Raw genomic sequence first — 19,427 nt, forward strand, 5'->3', positions numbered from 1 at the left:
AGTACCTGTTCATCTAGCTTAATCATTAAAAACTCAATAGCAAATTTACTCAGTTATATAACACTATAAAGCCTGTTTAATTTCGTTTGGCGTAAGCCCTGTCCAACGCTTAAATGAACGGCGAAAATTAGTTAAATCTGAAAAGTGTAATTCACTCGCCACTTTTTCATTATTGTAACCTTGTTCGGTAAGTTGAAAAATAGCTTGTTGTTGCCGAAATAAATCTAATAAATTTTGATAACTTGTATGATGGTTCGCTAATTTTCTTTTCAACGTTGCAGGACTAACGCTTAAATCTAAAGCTACTTTTTCGAGTGTAACTTCTTTATTTTGTGCTAAATACTGCCCTATCGTTTGATAAACGTATTGAATAATTCCAACAGAAAAACCACTTCGTTCTACTTGATTCAAATGATAGCGTTTAATAGCTTGATTACTTTCTGTAAATGGCTTTCTCATAATATTTTCTGGCAATGATAGTTGCAAGCCACAATGATTTTTGACAATTGTAGGCACGATAAAAGAGCCAATATGAGGAGTAAATCGATACGCTTGTTCAAAGTAAGCTTGGTATTGTTCAATATGTTCAGGTTGTGTATAAGGAAATCGTATTTTGATATCCAAAACGCAATTTGTTCGCCACTTCACTGCGCTTATTATCATACTTGCCAATAACTCACACATAAATTGATGATAGCCTTCTCCTTCACAAGTAATAGCATGGTTGAAAATAAAGTATCGTTTTTCTTGATGGTGCTTTTCCATTAAGAACATAAATGGAAAAATTTGGCTTTGAGAGCATTTTATTATACGTAGCATATCTTGTAGGTTACGAGCATTACACAATGCCAAACCTATTTGCCCAAGCTGAGCTGGAAACAATCGACTTCCTAGCAAAAACGGGATCTCTGGCGTATTAATAAACTTAATAATATTACCGATTAATTTTACAAATTGTTGTTGAGAAATGGCAAAATCAGCTTGAATTAAGTCGTGTTGAAACAACTTTGTACCTTTAAGCAGTTTATCTGGATGTATACCGCGTTGTTTAGCTAATTCAACAAGTAAAATGACTAAAGTCGCATCTTTGAACACTCTTTCATGTTGTTCAAAATAAGTTTTCATGCGCTCAATTTTTCGCATGTTTTTTGATGACAGTTTAATTTTGCTGTCGATAAATGCTGATTTATATCATTAAGAATATCTTCATAATTATTCCAGCCTCGGTATTGATGACTACAAGTGATCACTTTCGGGTATACCGCTTTGCTGCTATTACCCAGCTTGAAAGCAAGATGTTCTACAGACAACTTAATTTGATAAGCAATTTCTTCTGCAGTCTTTTTATCCGTATGAGGCATTAGCACTATAAATCTGTCACTTGCGTACCGACAAGCTAAATCAGTATGACGAATATTCATAATGATCAACTGTGCTACTTCTCTAAGTAAACTATCACCCTGCTCTGAGCCATATTGAAAGTTAAATTGAGAAAACTGTCGAATATCTAACATCACCAAGGTGAAAAAAGCTCGTTGATCTTTAGCGTTATTGACCTCTAACTTGATCTGATTTTTCATATAATCAGCACTATAAAGCCCTGTAATAAAATCAGTTAAACTGTGTTCACGATAAAATCGCTCTGTGCGTCTAAGTTGATGATTAATTGCATTTTGTTCTTGATGCCAGTGGTACAAAGCCACTGTCATAATGATCATTCCTAATGGCGCAGGTAGTGATTCGATCGTGTTTAACCAAGCCCATTCTTGAGGGTAACGAACAAACTCATCTAAAAAATCAAGTAACATTGAGAGGTGTGTTAAGGTTAAACCAACAAAAAGCAAATTTGTCACTCGACCTGCTGGCCTGCTTAATAACGTAAAGCACAACCAAATAAAAGTCATTAATGTGATCCCTCCTTCGCCAATCGCATCAAGTAAATCTATTTCCATCACATTTTTTGACATGCCTACAGAAAACACCCCTACAACTACAAGAGTAATCATGGTGAAAAAAATAAAAAATAATGTTTTATGTAAGGGAAGAAAAGTAAAATTCATCTAATTGTTTCACATTGTTGACTCTTATCATTAGCTTAAGAGTCGTTCACTTTCAATAAAAGGGTCATATTAGCTCACCTAAGTGACAGTTTTTTTACTGTTCGAGAAACCATTTTCTCCTTCGCTTATGTATTCACTGGTTTTAAAGAAGTTTATCTTTATTTTTAGCCGGGTTTAATCAGCTCATTCATATCAAAATTTTCCGTTAAAAAGCGTAAAACCCACCTGATTGTCTCTGACGAATTAATTCTGAAATATTTTTGTCATCTGCTTTCGTTATCGTCTCCGCCAATAAATTTCACCGACACTAACATTGAATTAACACTTGAATTTACACAGACATTTTTCAGGTAAATCATCAAGCTAATCAGTGTTACAACTATTAATGAAACTGAGTATTAACAATGAAAAAAAATCACACTTGGAAAAATTTTCAACGTACGGCCATTGCTATCGCGTGCAGTGCGACTTTATATTCGGGCAATATTTATGCTCAAGAACAAACATTTAATGGCCGCATTACCGATTCGTCAAACACGGTATACTTTGAAGGCGCTAAAATAGAAATTAAAGAACTTGGTATCAGTGTTATCTCATCACGTGATGGGTCTTTTCGTTTTCCACAACTAGCGGAAGGTGAATACACCATTGAAATTACGTATGTTGGTGTTCCAAAAGTAACCCATAAAATTGTCGTTGCGGCTAACCAAAATACCGCACAGTCATTTGTTATTGGTGAGCGCAGCGAAGCACTCGATAACATCATAGTTTATGGCCAAAGAGCTGGACAAGCGGGCACCATTAATCGTCAAAAAAATGCAAACAAGCTAATGTCTATTGTCAGTGCCGACACCATTGGTCAATCACCGGATCAAAATGCTGCAGAGGCATTACAACGATTGCCTGGTTTGTCTATTCAACGCGACCAAGGGGAAGGACGTTTTGTCGCTATTCGCGGTATTGACCCTAATTTAAATAATGTCACGATCAATGGAGTGAACGTACCTTCACCAGAATCAGGTGTGCGTAGTGTCGCAATGGATGTTATACCATCAGAGTTAATACAAAGTTTAGAAGTCAGTAAAACCGTTACGCCAGATATGGATGCCAGTGCGGTCGGTGGTTCAATTGAAGTAAAAAGCTTAAGTGCCTTTGACCGTCAAGGTCGAAGTTATAGCGCCACTATTCAAGGCTCATATAATGAATTAATGCAAGACACTAGCCCTAAATTATCAGGCAGTTTCACCGATATTTTTGACTTGTCATCAGGTGCACAACTTGGCGTTGCAACTGCTTTTTCATGGTTTGAACGAAAGTTTGGCTCTCATAATATGGAAGCTGGCGGTGGCTGGGCTGAATTTGAATACGAAGATAACGCAACAGGTGATGATGTAGAAGCGTTTTCTACCGAAGAAATTGAACAACGCCACTACCAAATTACTCGAGAACGATTAGGCGCAGCATTAAATTTTGATTTACATACCTCAACCACGGATAAATATTACCTTAAAACACTATATAGTAAATTTTCAGATGATGAATTTCGCTCTCGTAATACCTACAAGTTTGATTCAGGAGCAATAGACCTGACAAGTTATAGTGATAATTCAGCACACTTTATTAACGCCGAAATGGAGCGTGATACAAAAGACAGATACGAAGAGCAAAAAATTCTATCATTAGTCTTAGGTGGTGAAAATTTAATCAATCAATGGTTTGTCGAATACGATATTAGTTATTCAAAGTCTTCCGAGAATGAACCTGATTACGTTGAAGCCGTATTTGTTGGTGAAGAACTTGGCCTTGGCTATAACGCAACAGGTCCTATCCCACAATTAACTCAGTCAGGTGCTGCACATGATTTAAATAACTTTGCATTGGATGAAGTTGTTTATGAAAACAACTTGTCTGAAGATGAATCGATGAGTATAAAAATTGATTTATCACACGAGTTCGTTTGGCAAAATCACAATGGTGAATTTAAGTTTGGTTTAAAGCATCAGGCTCGGGATAAATTTACACGAATAGAAGCGACAGTATTTGATGGAGGCTTTGACGATATTACCGCGCAGAAATTCGCCGCACCATCTCCAGAATACAACTTAGGTAATTTTGGCCCAAGCATTAATGAATCATCTTTAAGAAGCTTCGTTTTTACCAACAAAAATGCATTTGAGATAAATGATTTAGACTCTTCAATCGACAGTAATGGTGGCTCATATACCAGTAAAGAAAAAATCAGCGCGGCTTACGCTATGGTAACGTTAGACATTGATAACTGGCAAATCGTTACAGGATTACGCTATGAAAATACCCGATTTGAAACCGCGGGAAATCGCGTTGAACTAATCGCTGATGAAGTCAATGACGATGAAAGCGTTGCAATTTCACCTTGGCAAGTGACTAAAGATTACGATCATTTATCGCCAAGTTTAAATATTAAATATACGCCATCAGATAAATTTGTGGCTCGCTTTGCCTATACACAAACCATTGCTCGACCAACTTTTGAGGATTCTGCAGCATTTCAATTAATTGAAAGCGAATTGACAGAAGATGATGGTGTAATTGAAACAGAGCGCAAAGCTGAGGTAGGTAATCCTGAATTAAATCCTTACGAATCAAGCAATTTTGATTTATCCCTTGAATATTATCCGGGCAATATTGGTGTGCTTTCTGCCGGCTTATTCCATAAGAATATCAGCAACTATATTGTATTAACTGAGGTACAAGATAATGGTCAATGGGATGGATTTGAAGAAGTGATACAACCTATCAATGGCGGTGAAGCGTCCTTGGCAGGTTTAGAATTAGCATGGACTAAAAACTTTGATTCTGGGGTATTTATCAGTGCAAATAGCACTTTCATTGATACCGATGAAGATTTACCAAACCAAGCTGATACGGTTGGTAACCTTATGTTAGGTTATGAGAATAATAAGTTTAGTGCTCGTTTCAGTACTTCATATCGAAGTGAAAGTTTTCAATTTCTAGAAGGTGATAATGCTGCCTATGAAGATACTCACACTCAAATTGACTTCACGGCAAAATATTACATTAATGACACAATGCAAGTTTACTTTAACGCAGTGAACTTAACCGATGAGCCTATGTATCTTTACCATGGTAGTAAAAGCTATAACTATCAATATGAGGAATACGGCTCTTCATTCGAACTCGGTTTTACCATTAATTCACTTTAAAAACGTATAACGGCAAGGTGTTAGCTCTCGCGCACCTTGTACCATTTGAGAATATCATGAAATTATTAAAATACTCGTCAATAACGACATTAATATTAGTCACTGTTGCTTGCCAGCAAGTTAATACTCATTCAACACTTGCAAACCAAGCTGAAAATAATTTGCACAACTCGTCTGAAAACATTAACTTTTTAGCCTTTGGAGATGGAGGTTACAGTGTTGACTATCCTAAGAAAAAACACATTGAAAACCCACTAAATAAAACTCAGTTTATCGCAAAGGAAAAACAAGATTGGTTAGAAGATTATCGTCCAATTACTGAATTTGACCATGCACCTATCCATGTTTACCCTGAAAGTGGTATTGCAACTGAAGCGAGTGGCGCTATTCCTGTAGGCCAAGCAATGGCGACTTTATGTAAACAACGCCTTTGTGAATTTGGCATTCAACTCGGTGATAACATTTACCCTGATGGCGCAGATGCTGATGACGGTAAAGACGATCAAAAACGCATGGACGATTTGATTCTTGGTCCTTTATTACCGTTATTTGAGCAAACACCAGAATTAGTGGTTTATTCAGCGCTAGGCAATCACGATTGGAAAACTTCAAGAAAAGGTATTGCCTTACAAACAGAGTGGATGACCAAGCAAAAAAATTTCCACATGGATAAACAAGGTTACTATCGCTATACCAAAGGGGAGCCTGGCAACGAGGTAGAGTTTTTTGTCTTAGACACTAACATGTTGTTAGCTGGACAGACTTTTTATGAAGTGCCATTAAACCCCGATGGGAGTGAAGGCAAATTAGATATTGCTTTAAAAGCAGGTACCGCTGAGTTAGAAGTTCATGAAAAGCATGAAGGCCCTCAAAATAATGAAGATAAAATACAACTTCAATGGTTAAAAGAAGGTTTAGCTAATTCAACTGCGAAATGGAAAATTGTGTATGGTCACCATATTTTATGGTCGATAGGTGGGACAAAATATAGTGAAGGACATGTATTACGTAAACTCATCATGCCAACCCTTTGTCAATATGCAGATGCCTACATTGCCGGTCATGAACATGATTTAGAGCTACTTACCGACGATTGTTCTTTATATCCTGAATCGAAAAGTGTTGAGGCACTGCCCCTTATTATTAGTGGAGCCGCTTCGAAAATGCGCGGAAAACATACGCCATTTGCAAATTATCAAGAAAAAACCTACCCGCAGTATGAATTACTTTGGTCAAAAAGTTTTACTTGGGGTTTTTCGCATATCAATATCGACAACGTAAATGATCAGCTTAATGTTGAATTTTTTACCACACCACGCGATGGCAATGGAAAATTAACGTCTGAATATCGACATACATTTTCCCGTAGAATAGCAAAAAATGTTGAATAATATTGACGAGGTTTAATTAAACTACTCTTCAATCAAGATGATCAAACAAGGGTAATAACATCACTGTTATTACCCTTATTAAATTTTCGAAATTAATCTCTGAAGGTTAGTGGTTTTCAGACACCATATTCACGGTATATTTTGGAATTTCAACTACAAGATCTTCATTGGCAACACGCGCTTGGCAACTTAAACGAGAATCAGGCTCTAAGCCCCATGCTTTGTCTAATAAATCATCTTCAAGTTCATCGCTTTCTTCAAGTGAATCAAAACCTTCGCGAATAATGACATGACAAGTAGTACAAGCACATACTTTTTCACAAGCATGCTCTAAGTCGATATCATTTTTCAAGACAACGTTTAATACGCTTTCACCAGTTTCAGCTTCTAAAACTGCACCATCAGGGCAAAGCTCTTCATGAGGTAATACTATAATTTTTGGCATCTTAATCTCTTTAAACTTTTCTTATCTTTCAGTAAATTCAATCAATTTGTTCGTTATATATCATCAACGGTTTGACCGGATAATGCAGTACGAATAGAAGCGTCCATTCGTCTTTCAGCAAAAGCGCCTGTATGATGATTTAACGCTTCAATTGTTTTCTCAATTTCATCAGCATTGTCACCTTGACTTGCTTTTGCTAACGCTGAAATGGCCTCATTAATGATAGTAAGCTCCTCCGACGTTAATAAATGGCTATCGGCTGCTAATGCTGACTGAATAGACTCAATAACTCTTGCCGCTTCAACTTGTTGCTCTTTTAACATACGAGCTTGCATGTCTTGAGCAGCGTTAGTCATTGAAGCTTTTAACATGCTGGTTATTTCATCTTCAGCTAAACCAAATGAAGGTTTAACTTCAATACTCGCTTCAATGCCAGTGGACTTTTCCATCGCCGATACTTCTAATAAACCATCGGCATCGACTTTAAACGTCACCCGAATATGAGCCGCGCCGGCCGCCATTGCAGGAATACCACGTAATTCAAAACGAGCGAGTGAGCGACAATCGTCAACTAATTCGCGTTCACCTTGTAAAACATGAATCGCCATTGCGGTTTGACCATCTTTAAAAGTGGTAAATTCTTGTGCTTTAGCGACAGGAATCGTGGTATTTCTTGCGATAACCTTTTCAACTAAGCCGCCCATGGTTTCTAGCCCAAGTGATAAAGGAATAACATCCAGTAATAACATGTCACTGTCAGGCTTATTGCCAGCAAGGATATCCGCTTGAATAGCAGCACCAATCGCCACAACTTTATCAGGGTCGATTGATGTTAAAGGCGTTTTATTAAAATATTTTTCTGTTTCAGCCCGCACCAAAGGCACTCGTGTTGAACCACCTACCATCACAACTTCATTAACATCACTAATAGTGACCTCAGCATCTTTTAATGCACGACGACAAGCGCGAAGCGTTTTAGCAACTAAAGGTTTGATCAATTGTTCAAACTGAGTTTTAGTGACTTCGCCTGACCATTGCTGTTCATTCGCTAAAGACAGATTTAGTTGAAAGGTATCTTGAGTGGTTAATGCTTCTTTTGCTTTACAAGCTTGATCAAGTAATTGACGTTCAATTGATGTCGATAAAGGTCGAGTAAGTCCTGCTTGCTCAATAATATGATCAACCAGTGCAACATCAAAATCATCGCCGCCTAAAGCTGAGTCACCACCGGTAGCTAACACTTCAAAAACACCTTTATTTAATCGGAGTATCGAAATATCAAAGGTACCACCACCTAAATCATAAACGGCGATAATCCCCTCTTGCTGACCTTGTTGCTCTTTATCTAATCCATAAGCAACCGCCGCAGCCGTAGGCTCACTTAATAAACGTAATACATTGACGCCAGCAAGTTTTGCCGCATCTTTTGTACTTTGACGTTGAGCATCATCAAAATAAGCAGGTACAGTGATCACAACACCGGTAAGCTCACCACCTAATGCCTGTTGGGCACGCTCTGATAAAGCTTTTAGAATTTCAGCAGAGACTTGAACAGGGTTGATTTCTCCTGTACGAGTCACAAAACTTGGATGGTTTTCATCACCACAAAAATCATAGGGCAAGGAATGATATTTACTTTTAATATCCGTTAAAGAACGCCCAATCAGACGCTTGGCAGAAACAATGGTATTTTCAGGATCGACAATCGCGAGTTCTTTCGCTTTTTTGCCGACAATAATTTCAGAGGATTGATAACTCACAACGGAAGGAAGTATATCCTGCCCTTCACTATCTGTAATAGTTTCAGGCAGACCGCTTTTCACGGTAGCTACCAGTGAATTTGTAGTGCCTAAATCGATTCCTACGGCAAGTCGGTGTTCATGAGGGACAGTGCTTTGACCCGGTTCTGCAATTTGTAATAACGCCATGTGGGGCTCGTAATGTCAAAAATGGATGAAAAGATTAATCGTCAAATAACTGTTCTTCTAAACGATCTAATTCTAGGTGAAGTTTTTGATAAAACTTTAATTTTCGTAAATTTTCACAAGCGACTTTATTGGCGCTTTCTGTGTTTTCTTCGAGTGATACTTGCATCGCTTTAAACAGTAGTTGAAATTCAGTATCTAAAACCTGATGAGCTTCAAAAACAGCGGAATCGGTATCATCAGCAAACTTTATTTCAGCTAACATTTCCCGTAATTCCATTTGACGCATCAAAAACATATTATCACTAAAAGTCATTTGCTCACTGGGTAATTCAACACCGCGCAAGCTTAATATATATTCAGCACGTTTAATTGGATTTTTTAGCGTTTCGTAAGCATCGTTCACCGCTGTCGATTTTTTCACAGCAAGCATTTGATCTTGATTTGACGCATGGGTAAAACGATCTGGATGGACACTTTTTTGAATCGCTTGAAAACGTTCTGATAACTGTTTTAAATCAAGAGAAAACGATATATCTAAGCCAAAAATTTCAAAATAGTTCACAACTAAAACCTAATAAGACAACTGAGACAATTTTTGATGGCGGCGATTATACATTAAAGCTTTCGCCGCAACCACATTCGCCCTTTGCGTTTGGATTTGTGAATTTAAAGCCTTCGTTTAAGCCTTCTTTGACAAAATCTAATTCGATGCCATCAAGGTACACAAGGCTTTTGCCATCAATAATGATATTGACATCATCAATTGAAAACATAGTATCGTCTTCATTAAGCTCATCAACAAATTCAAGGACATAAGCTAGACCAGAACAACCGGTGGTTTTTATACCTAAACGTAAACCAAGTCCTTTACCTCTATTCTCAATAAAGCTTTTTACTCGATCTGACGCAGCAGGCGTCATTGTTACACTCATTTAACGCCCTACCTATGAATCGTGCTTGGTACGATAATCTTCAATTGCTGCTTTAATGGCATCTTCCGCTAAAATTGAACAATGAATTTTTACCGGAGGTAAAGCAAGTTCTTCAGCGATCGCTGTGTTTTTAATTTCACCAGCTTCGTCAATTGATTTACCTTTAACCCATTCAGTAACTAATGAGCTAGAAGCAATAGCGGAACCACAACCATAGGTTTTAAATTTGGCATCTTCAATAATACCAGCGTCGCTGATTTTCAATTGTAATTTCATAACATCGCCACATGCAGGTGCGCCTACCATGCCGGTTGCTACATTGGGATCATTTTTGTCCATTGAACCAACATTACGTGGGTTTTCATAATGGTCGATTACTTTTTCACTATAAGCCATATTATTCTCCTACTTTTTAGCAGCAACTGAGTACTGCTAAAAATTAAATTTACTAAAATATCAAACAATTATTAATAATGAGACCGCTTAGTGCGCCGCCCATTCAATTGAGTCTAAATCAATACCGTCTTTAAACATTTCCCAAAGAGGTGACATGTCACGTAAATGACCGATTGATTTTTGAATAATTTCAATTGCGTAATCAATTTCTTCTTCTGTGGTAAAACGGCCGAAGCTGAATCGAATTGAACTATGTGCCATTTCATCATTTAAGCCTAACGCACGTAACACATATGATGGCTCTAAACTTGCTGATGTACATGCTGAACCAGATGAAACAGCTAAGTCTTTTAATGCCATGATCAAAGATTCACCTTCAACAAAGTTAAAGCTGACATTTAAATTACCAGGATAGCGCTTCTCAGCATCACCATTGATAAACACTTGTTCCATATTACGTAAACCCGCCCATAAACGGTCACGCATTTTCGTAACATGTGCAATGTCTTGTGCCATTTCTTCTTTAGCGATGCGGCAAGCTTCACCCATACCAACAATTTGATGAGTCGCTAATGTACCACTGCGCATACCGCGCTCATGTCCACCACCATGCATTTGTGCTTCTAAACGAATACGAGGTTTACGACGAACATATAAAGCACCAATACCTTTAGGGCCATACATTTTATGTGCAGAAATAGATAACAAATCAACTTTCAGCGCTTGCATATCAATGTGAATTTTACCCACACTTTGTGCAGCATCGACATGGAAAACAATTTTACGAGCACGACACATTTCACCAATTTCAGCGATATCTTGGATAACACCAATTTCGTTATTTACATGCATAATACTCACTAAAACCGTGTCATCACGCATAGCCGCTTCAAGCTTGTTTAAATCGATAAGGCCATTTTCTTCAGGATCTAAGTAAGTGACTTCAAAACCTTGACGCTCTAGCTCACGACACGTATCTAAAACAGCTTTATGTTCTGTTTTACATGTAATGATGTGTTTGCCTTTTTTGCTGTAAAAGTTGGCAACACCTTTAATCGCTAAATTATCAGATTCAGAAGCACCTGAAGTAAAAACAATTTCACGCGGGTCTGCGTTAATTAATTCGGCAATTTGGTTACGCGCAATATCAACCGCTTCTTCGGCTTGCCAACCAAATTTATGCGAACGGGAGGCTGGGTTACCATAAAAACCGTCAGTGGTCATGTATTGCATCATTTTCTCAGCAACACGTTTATCTACCGGTGTTGTTGCTGAATAATCAAAATATATAGGAAGCTTCATTTGGCTAACTTTCTCCAACTCAATAAAATTACTGCGCTAGCAGTCATGTACTATATTTGTGGTTGCGATTAAGGTTTCTAAAGTATGTTTTGACTCTGCTTTTTTTTGCAAACTGTCTTGTCTTTTAGAAACCATTTTAACATTTCTTTGTTCAACGAGCTCAGACAAAGTAATGCCTTGTAAAAAATCTTCAATTCTTTGGCTTAACCCTTCCCATAGAGAGTGGGTTAAGCATTGTTTGCCTGATTGACAGTCACCAGTACCGCCACATTTGGTCGCATTGACGCTTTCATCAACGGCACTAATGACATCTGCAACTGCTATTTTTGCTGAGCATCGACCTAAACGGTAACCACCGCCAGGACCACGAATACTATTAACAAGACCGTGTTTACGTAATCGTGAAAATAATTGCTCTAAATAAGATAGGGAAATACCTTGACGATCAGAAATATCAGCTAAAGAAACAGGACCTGTAGACGCATGTATAGCAACATCAAGCATTGCTGTAACTGCATATCGACCTTTAGATGTTAATTTCATGAATAACCCCTGTTAAATTGCCGCGCAATTTTACATAACCCTACAAAATAGTCAATTGAATACCTGACTACTATACTCAAGTATTCTAATCGTATTCGAGTAATAACTCAAGTAATACCTTAGTAAAATACTCAAGTATTATTCATGGCGCTTTTAATTAATAATCGTGATTGTTTGAGTGTCTGCTAAAAATTGCTGACACGATAGCCGATAGCCTTTTTTTAACTGGGCATTTGAGAGTTTTTCACGCTCTGCGTCGGAGATAGATGATATTGACGACAATAATATTAAACAACTACCACAGGTACCGCCACCACCACACACTGAAGGGATTTCGATATTATTTTTTGTTAAACCATCAAGTAAATTAGTTTTATCGTTTAAAGTTATCTCGCTAATGATTTGCTGATTTTTATCGAGTAGTTTCACTTTTCGTTTTTTCGAAAACAAATCAATTTGATATTGACCATTAAAGCCTAGTTGGATTGTCCAAATAATGCCCGTTAACGATAACCATAAGGTAATAAATGCAAATAATAGGATTTGAATATTATTAAAACTTCCTTCTTTGCCATAATCCATAAAGTGCAACATAAAGAAAAAGTCAGCAAAACGTTTATCATCATTACTGTGTCCGATAAGCCGACCGCTGCCTGCTTCAATATATATACTGGTATTTAATGCATCGTCATAATTGACTCGCCATATGGCATTTTGTTCTTTCGGAAAATCTTCATTGCCATTTTCAAGTAATGTAACTTGGATTACTTGGCCTGGCCCGTTATAACTAGCTGAAGCGAGTTTTTCAGCCAATTTTGCATCAACCACAATTGCTTCACCGGTATACGCGTTTATAATGCTGTAATGATTGGAAAAATGTGAATAAAGCGCCCGATTATGATTAATCAAATAAACCGGTTGCGTGAGTAAATGGCTTAAGTTGATTGCAACAATAGTATTAGCTTGTTTATGTTGTTCACTTTGACTTATCTCATTTTTTTGTTTGAGCAGTTCCTTTGGCTCTATTAGTCGCTCAGCGTCAAGGTTCACGGATGCTGACTGAGCGACGAGATAGTGAGTGCCTTTCGCTTTGTTATGATCCATTAAATTAAAATAGAAACCAGAACCAAGCCAAATCAGTACTTGTAAGCCAACAATTAATGACGCCCATTTATGAATTTTTTTAATTACAGACATTATCGGCTGCTCTTATTTAATACACGATAGTACACTAAAATCAGTCCGCTTAAGCCAGCAAAAATGCCGAAAAAAGCAAACGTAAACAGCAATGTATTGTCAACTTCACTGTCTTGATAATCCATCACATGAAAACGAAAGATCCAGTCAAACAAACGCCAAAACTCATGTCGTTTGCCCACGATTTTTCCTGAAGTAGCTGAAACATAAAGTATTGGTGATGCAAAATCATCAAAACTTATTTGCCAAGCGGGTAAAGCACTCGATCGTAATTCAAAAGGAGGGTTTTCGGTAATCAACAACACGCTATAAATATGACCATCGCCCGTATATTCCTGTTGTGCAACAGCTAACGCAGTATTTTTCGCAATAGGAGATAACAATTTACCGGTATTCGCATCAAGCAAAACATTGTCATCATCGAGCTTAAATCGATAAACTGGTTTGGCTAAAAAACTTGAAAGCTCAAGCTCTTTAGCCTCAGGATATAACCTATATAGCTCTTTAATAGAAAAATTTACATCAACATCATCAAGATTAACTTGTTGATTTTTAATTAAAGTATCGCCGTGTATATAATCAATATTGAAAAAGACCATATAGGCACCGGTTACCGACCAAATGACAAATTGTATACCCAAAAATAGCATCAGCCATTTATGGGTTTTACGTACTGCTTTTAGCAAACTAAAAGGAGGTTTTATAGTTGTTTTTATCGCTTTATGTTGCATGTTTATATCTTTTATCGTTTTACATGGCAAATCGTTTAATTATCAATGGCTCAACAAAAATATTTAGCTTATTTTTTCACCGACAACTGACCTTTTCGCCATAAGAAATACACCGCAGGCAATACTAACAAAGTTAAAAATACGGCACTTGCCATGCCGCCAACCATAGGTGCTGCAATACGACTCATGACTTCTGAGCCTGTCCCTGTGCCATATAAAATGGGAAGTAAGCCAATAATAATCGTTGCAACTGTCATCATAATAGGACGAACTCGCATCCCCGCCCCTTGAATAATAGCGTTCGTTAGCTCTGTGTGGTTAAACTCTCGCTGCTGCTGTTCACATTGATTTTTAGCCTGTGAGTATGCCTGATTTAAATACACCAACATAATCACACCTATTTCAACAGACACTCCTGCTAAGGCAATAAATCCGACACTTACCGCCACAGAAAAATTAAACCCTTCTAAATATAACAGCCAAACACCACCGATCATTGCTAAAGGTAAGGTTCCCATAATAATCGCCACTTCCATAAAGTTTCTAAAACTTAAATAAAGTAAAACAATGATTATTGCTAGAGTTAAAGGCAAGACAAATTTTAGCTTTTCTTTTGCTCTTTCCATATATTCATATTGTCCTGCCCAAGTGAGTGAATAACCCGCTGGTAATGACAGCTCTTTCGCAAGTTTTTCTTTCGCTTTCGCCACATAACTGCCGACATCAATATTTTCAATATCGATGTATATCCAACCATTAATGCGAGCATTCTCACTCTTGATCCCCGGAGGGCCTTCTTCAATATAAACCTTAGCAACATCTGCTAATGCTATTCTTTGCCCTGTTTTAGTCACGATGGGAAGTAACTTTAATTGCTCGGGTGAATCTCGATAGTCTTGAGGATATCGTAAATTAATGGGATATCGTTCTAGCCCTTCGACCGTTTGTGCAACATTAAGCCCACCTATCGCTGTTGCTACGACTTGTTGAACATCTGAAATATTAAGACCATAACGAGCTGCCTTTTTTCTATTAATGTCGACTTTTATATAGCGCCCTCCGGCGACACGTTCAGAATAAACAGAGGCCGTCCCTTCGAAATCTTTCAGTAACCCTTCAATTTCTAACCCTATCCCTTGAATAACGCTAATATCACTGCCAGCAACTTTAATTCCAACAGGGGTTTTAATACCTGTCGCGAGCATGTCTATTCGAGTTTTAATAGGCATTACCCACGCATTAGTCACACCAGGAAATTTAACTATCGCATCTAACTCTTGAGTTAAGCTTTCAGATGTCACACCTTCTCGCCATTGTGATAATGGTTTTAGTTGAATAAAGGTTTCGATCATCGTCAAAGGTGCTGGGTCTGTCGCCGTTTCAGCACGACCTACTTTACCAAAAACGGTATCGACTTCAGGAATTGTGCTAATGAGTTTATTTGTTTGTTGCAATAACTCGCGCGCTTTACCAATTGAAATCCCAGGGTACGTCGTTGGCATATACATCAAGTCACCTTCATCAAGTGGCGGGATAAATTCACTACCTATCTTATTAACCGGCATAAATCCAAGCCAAGTGATTATCAAAGCAGCAATTAAAGTAAGCTTTGGAAAACGTAAGACCGTTTTTAAAAAAGGCATGTAGCTTACGATCAATAGCCGATTAATTGGGTTTTGCCTTATTTCATTTAACTTTTTGTAAAAAATCAAATGGTTTTCAAGTTAAAAATTTTTGAAATTATGCTTTCTACAACTTAGTTAACATGCGTAGATAAGTTGTAAAGCATTAACGGTGAAAAATGGACAGATCTGTCCTAGGCTAGTCGGCGGATAGGGGTTTAAATAAATAATTTAAATGTTGTGATTGCAGTGAAGAGACAATAAATAGTATTTTTGATTGAATAACTTGGTTTGCAAATATAAAACCTGTCGAGTGATTCATTAGGTTGCTGTAGCTACAACTGGCCATTTCGCAATTACAGCTGTCGTCACAGCAATTTTCTTTTGAATTATCGCTCTTCTTATCATCAACTGAAGTCATCATCATATGTTGACTGTGATCCATCATTGGATAAGTATTATTACTAGTTCGGGATTGATTATCTTTAAATTGATTTGTCACTGGCGCCGTATTTAAATGAGTAAATGAACCATTGGCCATCATTATCTGAGAGCACGAACTGACAGCCGTCGCAGATACTTGCAGCAAAAAAAGCACAAGTATTGCAAAAGTAACCGCTTTATTCAGTATTGAATGCATCACAATAAATTCAATTTGTCCTGTTTAGATAATTTCAAATCGTTATGATTAACCGTTTACTTGAATTGGCTATTTGCTCTCACATAATTAACATTGATGAGATTATGCTTTGTCGCATTAAAAATCAACGTTTGATCGTGAAATTAAAATCATAAACCCTTAAAGATTGACCTGAATTTCAAGTATTATATTTCAGGATCAAACGACTCAACATGTGATTGACGTCTTTTCGCTGCGGCTTTTTCATCTTCATCAAATTCACCAACACGCAACTCAGGTAAAGCTTCTTGGCATACTTCACCACCAAGTTGATTAATTTCCTTGCAAAGCACAGCAACTTTATTATCCATTAAGTGCATATGATCAAGTAAGCGACCGATGGCTTTTGCCACCGGATCAGGATTATCAGCTGACACCGCATAAGCATCAAAACCATATTTTTTCGCAACTTCTTCTCGTTGCTCAGAGGCATCATTTGATTTATTTGGATTAACAATACGTCCCGGAATACCTACGGCAGTAGCACCGGCTGGTAAATCTTTCACCACAACAGAATTTGATCCGACTTTACCGCCTTTACCAATAGTGATTGGTCCTAAGACTTGCGCACCAGCACCAATCACAACATTGTCTTCTAAAGTAGGATGACGTTTACCACCATTCCAACTCACACCACCTAATGTCACACCATGGTATATGGTAACATCGTTACCTATTTCAGCCGTTTCGCCAATCACAATACCCATTCCGTGATCAATAAAAAAGCGGCGACCTAAAGTGGCACCAGGATGAATTTCAACCCCCGTTAACCAACGAGAAAATGTTGATAATAAACGAGCAATTAACTTCCAATTATTACGCCACAATTTATTGCTTAACCGATGGATCCAAATAGCGTGCATGCCAGGGTAATTGGTCAACACTTCAAAGGTATTTCGAGCTGCAGGATCTCTATCAAAGACACTTTTAATATCTTCTTTGATACGGCTAAACATAATATTTCCTATTTTTTATTGTTGATTGCGTTTTGCTGACTTTTCAACGGAAGACAACATTCCACGCCACATTTTAACTTCTTTACTATCAGGTCTTGCGCGATTAATAAATCGTCTTAACTTTGTCATCACTAAACCTGGGTGACTCGGCACGATAAACCCCGTTGCTTTTAATGCTTGCTCAAAATGTTCAAACATTCGTTCTGTTTCTTCGACAACAGGATACTGTTCATCGTCAGTTTTTTCGTTAGCTTTGCTGTTAAACTGCGCTTGTTCTTGTGCTTTTTCATTAGCCAAAAATGCCATACGTACTTCATAACTTAACGTTTGTACTGCCATCGCTAAATTTAACGAGCTATATTCGGGATTCGCCGGAATTTGCACATGAAAATGACAAAGCTGTAATTCATCATTGGTTAAACCACTACTTTCACGACCAAAAACTAAAGCAACCGGATAATCGCTCACCTCAGAAATTAATTTTTCACCACACTCTCTAGGATCTAACATTGGCCAAGGTAAAGTGCGTGAACGCGCACTGGTGCCAACCACTAAGCCACAATCAGAAATTGCTTCTTCTAACGTACTAACCACTTTCGCATTGGCTAAAACATCTGTTGCCCCTGCCGCAAGCGCTTGTGCTTGGCCATTAGGCATTTCAATAGGATCAACCAAAACTAATTGGCTTAATCCCATAGTTTTCATTGCCCTAGCGGCAGAGCCGATATTTCGGCAATCAGATGTGTTTACTAACACAATACGAACTGAATCTAACATGATGCTATTGTCTCTCTTTGGCAATAAGTTAACTAACGATTAACTCACTGTCTGGTAACGGCCTTAACGGCTAAAAATGCCGACAATATTAACACAGAACAATATCCTTGTGCTGAGAAAAAATCATCTGATTTTTTGTTTTTTGCTAGTGCAAATAATTCTGATTAAGTCTTTAAATGTATAAGAAACATTCTGTTACTTTAGCTTTTAACTTTCGAAAAATACGCTATAACTAGAGACAAGTTTAATTTCGAGTGAATACTAACAATTAGATTCGCTTAAATATAAGAATTTTGTTACACTACGCGCCGCTAATTTCTGAGTGGAGAAATTAGGTCTCGTTCTTTTACAAAGTTGTTAAAATTATTAAGGTGATAGTATGCATCCTATGCTAAATATTGCTGTGCGCGCTGCGCGTACTGCAGGTAACGTAATTACTCGTGCTTTCGAGCAAGCTGATAAAGTTGAAATTGAATCGAAAGGTACAAACGATTTTGTCACCAATGTTGATATTTCTGCTGAACAAGCAATTGTTGAAACGATCCGTAAGTCATACCCAGAACATACTATTATCGGTGAAGAGACCGGTCAACACGAAGGTGCTGACAACGATTACCAATGGATTATTGATCCCCTTGATGGCACAACAAACTTTGTAAAAGGCATCCCTCATTTTGCCGTTTCAATTGCATTAAAAGTAAAAGGTAAGCTTGACCAAGCAGTTATTTATGATCCTATTCGCGGCGAATTATTTACTGCTAGCCGTGGAAAAGGCGCCCAATTAAACGGCTTTCGTATTCGTGTAAAGCAAAATAAAGAGTTAACCGGTGCAATTTTAGCCACGGGTTTCCCGTTTAAAAAGAAACAACATATGACTGCTTATATGAGTATGTTTCAAGCTTTATTTGAAAAAACATCTGATATGCGTCGTGCCGGCTCTGCCGCTCTTGACTTAGCTTACGTTGCTGCAGGTCGTGTTGACGGCTTCTTTGAAATAGGCTTAAAGCCTTGGGATACAGCAGCAGGTGAATTATTAGTGATTGAAGCAGGTGGTTTGGTGACTGATTTTACCGGTGGTCATAACCATACTCAATCAGGCAATATCGTAGCAAGTAGCCCTGGTTTATTAAAAGAAATTTTAAAAGATATTCGCCCTCACTTAGGCGAAGCTTTAAGTAAGTAAAATTATTGTAAGCTTCTAAATGGTCTCACAATAATATTTTGAAAAAGGTATGTAGTTGTTCTGCATGCCTTTTTTGTTACTT

At 37.7% G+C, this 19,427-nt stretch carries 17 protein-coding genes and 1 pseudogene; 3 read left to right on the forward strand and 15 right to left on the reverse strand.

Annotation, left to right across the window (positions count from 1 at the left end; translation table 11 throughout):
• Positions 1-63: 63 nt before the first annotated feature.
• Both ABXH06_RS14050 and ABXH06_RS14055 read right to left on the reverse strand, forming a co-directional pair.
• A complete protein-coding gene (locus tag ABXH06_RS14050) occupies positions 64-1,125 on the reverse strand; it encodes a helix-turn-helix domain-containing protein (RefSeq protein WP_353518631.1) in 1,062 nt (353 codons plus the stop codon).
• The gene (locus ABXH06_RS14055) at positions 1,122-1,967 is read right to left on the reverse strand and encodes a GGDEF domain-containing protein (protein WP_353518632.1); all 846 of its coding nucleotides are present in this window, start codon (positions 1,965-1,967) and stop codon (positions 1,122-1,124) included. Before ABXH06_RS14055 ends, ABXH06_RS14050 begins: the two co-directional genes overlap by 4 nt.
• Before the next feature lie 497 nt (positions 1,968-2,464).
• On the opposite strand from ABXH06_RS14055, the gene ABXH06_RS14060 reads away from it, so the two are divergent.
• Complete coding sequence (locus ABXH06_RS14060) at positions 2,465-5,263, forward strand: TonB-dependent receptor (protein WP_353518633.1); 2,799 nt, start codon at positions 2,465-2,467, stop codon at positions 5,261-5,263.
• 56 nt (positions 5,264-5,319) lie between these two features.
• Positions 5,320-6,654: a metallophosphoesterase gene (locus ABXH06_RS14065; protein WP_353518634.1), complete on the forward strand. Its 1,335-nt coding sequence runs from the start codon at positions 5,320-5,322 to the stop codon at positions 6,652-6,654.
• A 106-nt stretch (positions 6,655-6,760) separates the two neighbouring features.
• On the opposite strand, the gene fdx is transcribed toward ABXH06_RS14065, so the two are convergent.
• From fdx to trmJ, 13 genes and pseudogenes are all read right to left on the reverse strand, one after another.
• Entirely contained in the window at positions 6,761-7,099 is a 339-nt protein-coding gene (gene fdx, locus ABXH06_RS14070; protein ID WP_303452445.1) for an ISC system 2Fe-2S type ferredoxin, read from the reverse strand.
• Between the two features lie 53 nt (positions 7,100-7,152).
• The gene (hscA, locus tag ABXH06_RS14075) at positions 7,153-9,027 is read right to left on the reverse strand and encodes a Fe-S protein assembly chaperone HscA (protein WP_311583300.1); all 1,875 of its coding nucleotides are present in this window, start codon (positions 9,025-9,027) and stop codon (positions 7,153-7,155) included.
• Between the two features lie 34 nt (positions 9,028-9,061).
• A complete protein-coding gene (gene hscB / locus ABXH06_RS14080) occupies positions 9,062-9,589 on the reverse strand; it encodes a co-chaperone HscB (RefSeq protein WP_353518635.1) in 528 nt (175 codons plus the stop codon).
• A 46-nt stretch (positions 9,590-9,635) separates the two neighbouring features.
• Positions 9,636-9,959 carry an iron-sulfur cluster assembly protein IscA gene (gene iscA / locus ABXH06_RS14085; RefSeq protein WP_311583294.1) on the reverse strand — a complete coding sequence of 108 codons (324 nt, stop codon included), beginning with the start codon at positions 9,957-9,959 and terminating at the stop codon, positions 9,636-9,638.
• Positions 9,960-9,971: 12 nt separating this feature from the next.
• Complete coding sequence (gene iscU / locus ABXH06_RS14090; protein ID WP_311583291.1) at positions 9,972-10,355, reverse strand: Fe-S cluster assembly scaffold IscU; 384 nt, start codon at positions 10,353-10,355, stop codon at positions 9,972-9,974.
• Between the two features lie 87 nt (positions 10,356-10,442).
• Positions 10,443-11,657: an IscS subfamily cysteine desulfurase gene (locus ABXH06_RS14095; RefSeq protein ID WP_353518636.1), complete on the reverse strand. Its 1,215-nt coding sequence runs from the start codon at positions 11,655-11,657 to the stop codon at positions 10,443-10,445.
• A gap of 36 nt (positions 11,658-11,693) precedes the next feature.
• Positions 11,694-12,200: a Fe-S cluster assembly transcriptional regulator IscR gene (iscR, locus tag ABXH06_RS14100; RefSeq protein WP_303452458.1), complete on the reverse strand. Its 507-nt coding sequence runs from the start codon at positions 12,198-12,200 to the stop codon at positions 11,694-11,696.
• Positions 12,201-12,353: 153 nt separating this feature from the next.
• Positions 12,354-13,397 (reverse strand): 2Fe-2S iron-sulfur cluster-binding protein, encoded by a 1,044-nt coding sequence (locus ABXH06_RS14105; RefSeq protein WP_353518637.1) that lies wholly within the window; start codon positions 13,395-13,397, stop codon positions 12,354-12,356.
• A complete protein-coding gene (locus tag ABXH06_RS14110) occupies positions 13,397-14,128 on the reverse strand; it encodes a PepSY domain-containing protein (protein ID WP_353518638.1) in 732 nt (243 codons plus the stop codon). Before ABXH06_RS14110 ends, ABXH06_RS14105 begins: the two co-directional genes overlap by 1 nt.
• A gap of 68 nt (positions 14,129-14,196) precedes the next feature.
• Positions 14,197-15,810, reverse strand: a pseudogene (locus ABXH06_RS14115) (efflux RND transporter permease subunit); the annotation flags it as partial.
• Positions 15,811-15,949: 139 nt separating this feature from the next.
• Positions 15,950-16,393 carry a hypothetical protein gene (locus ABXH06_RS14120; RefSeq protein WP_353518639.1) on the reverse strand — a complete coding sequence of 148 codons (444 nt, stop codon included), beginning with the start codon at positions 16,391-16,393 and terminating at the stop codon, positions 15,950-15,952.
• Between the two features lie 182 nt (positions 16,394-16,575).
• The gene (cysE, locus tag ABXH06_RS14125; protein ID WP_311583277.1) at positions 16,576-17,385 is read right to left on the reverse strand and encodes a serine O-acetyltransferase; all 810 of its coding nucleotides are present in this window, start codon (positions 17,383-17,385) and stop codon (positions 16,576-16,578) included.
• A 15-nt stretch (positions 17,386-17,400) separates the two neighbouring features.
• Positions 17,401-18,162 carry a tRNA (cytosine(32)/uridine(32)-2'-O)-methyltransferase TrmJ gene (gene trmJ, locus ABXH06_RS14130; RefSeq protein WP_353518640.1) on the reverse strand — a complete coding sequence of 254 codons (762 nt, stop codon included), beginning with the start codon at positions 18,160-18,162 and terminating at the stop codon, positions 17,401-17,403.
• Between the two features lie 379 nt (positions 18,163-18,541).
• On the opposite strand from trmJ, the gene suhB reads away from it, so the two are divergent.
• Positions 18,542-19,345 (forward strand): inositol-1-monophosphatase, encoded by an 804-nt coding sequence (gene suhB, locus ABXH06_RS14135; protein WP_311583273.1) that lies wholly within the window; start codon positions 18,542-18,544, stop codon positions 19,343-19,345.
• Positions 19,346-19,427: the final 82 nt, after the last annotated feature.

It is taken from the genome of Thalassotalea sp. SU-HH00458, assembly GCF_040362795.1.
Taxonomy (GTDB): Bacteria; Pseudomonadota; Gammaproteobacteria; order Enterobacterales; family Alteromonadaceae; genus Thalassotalea_H; species Thalassotalea_H castellviae.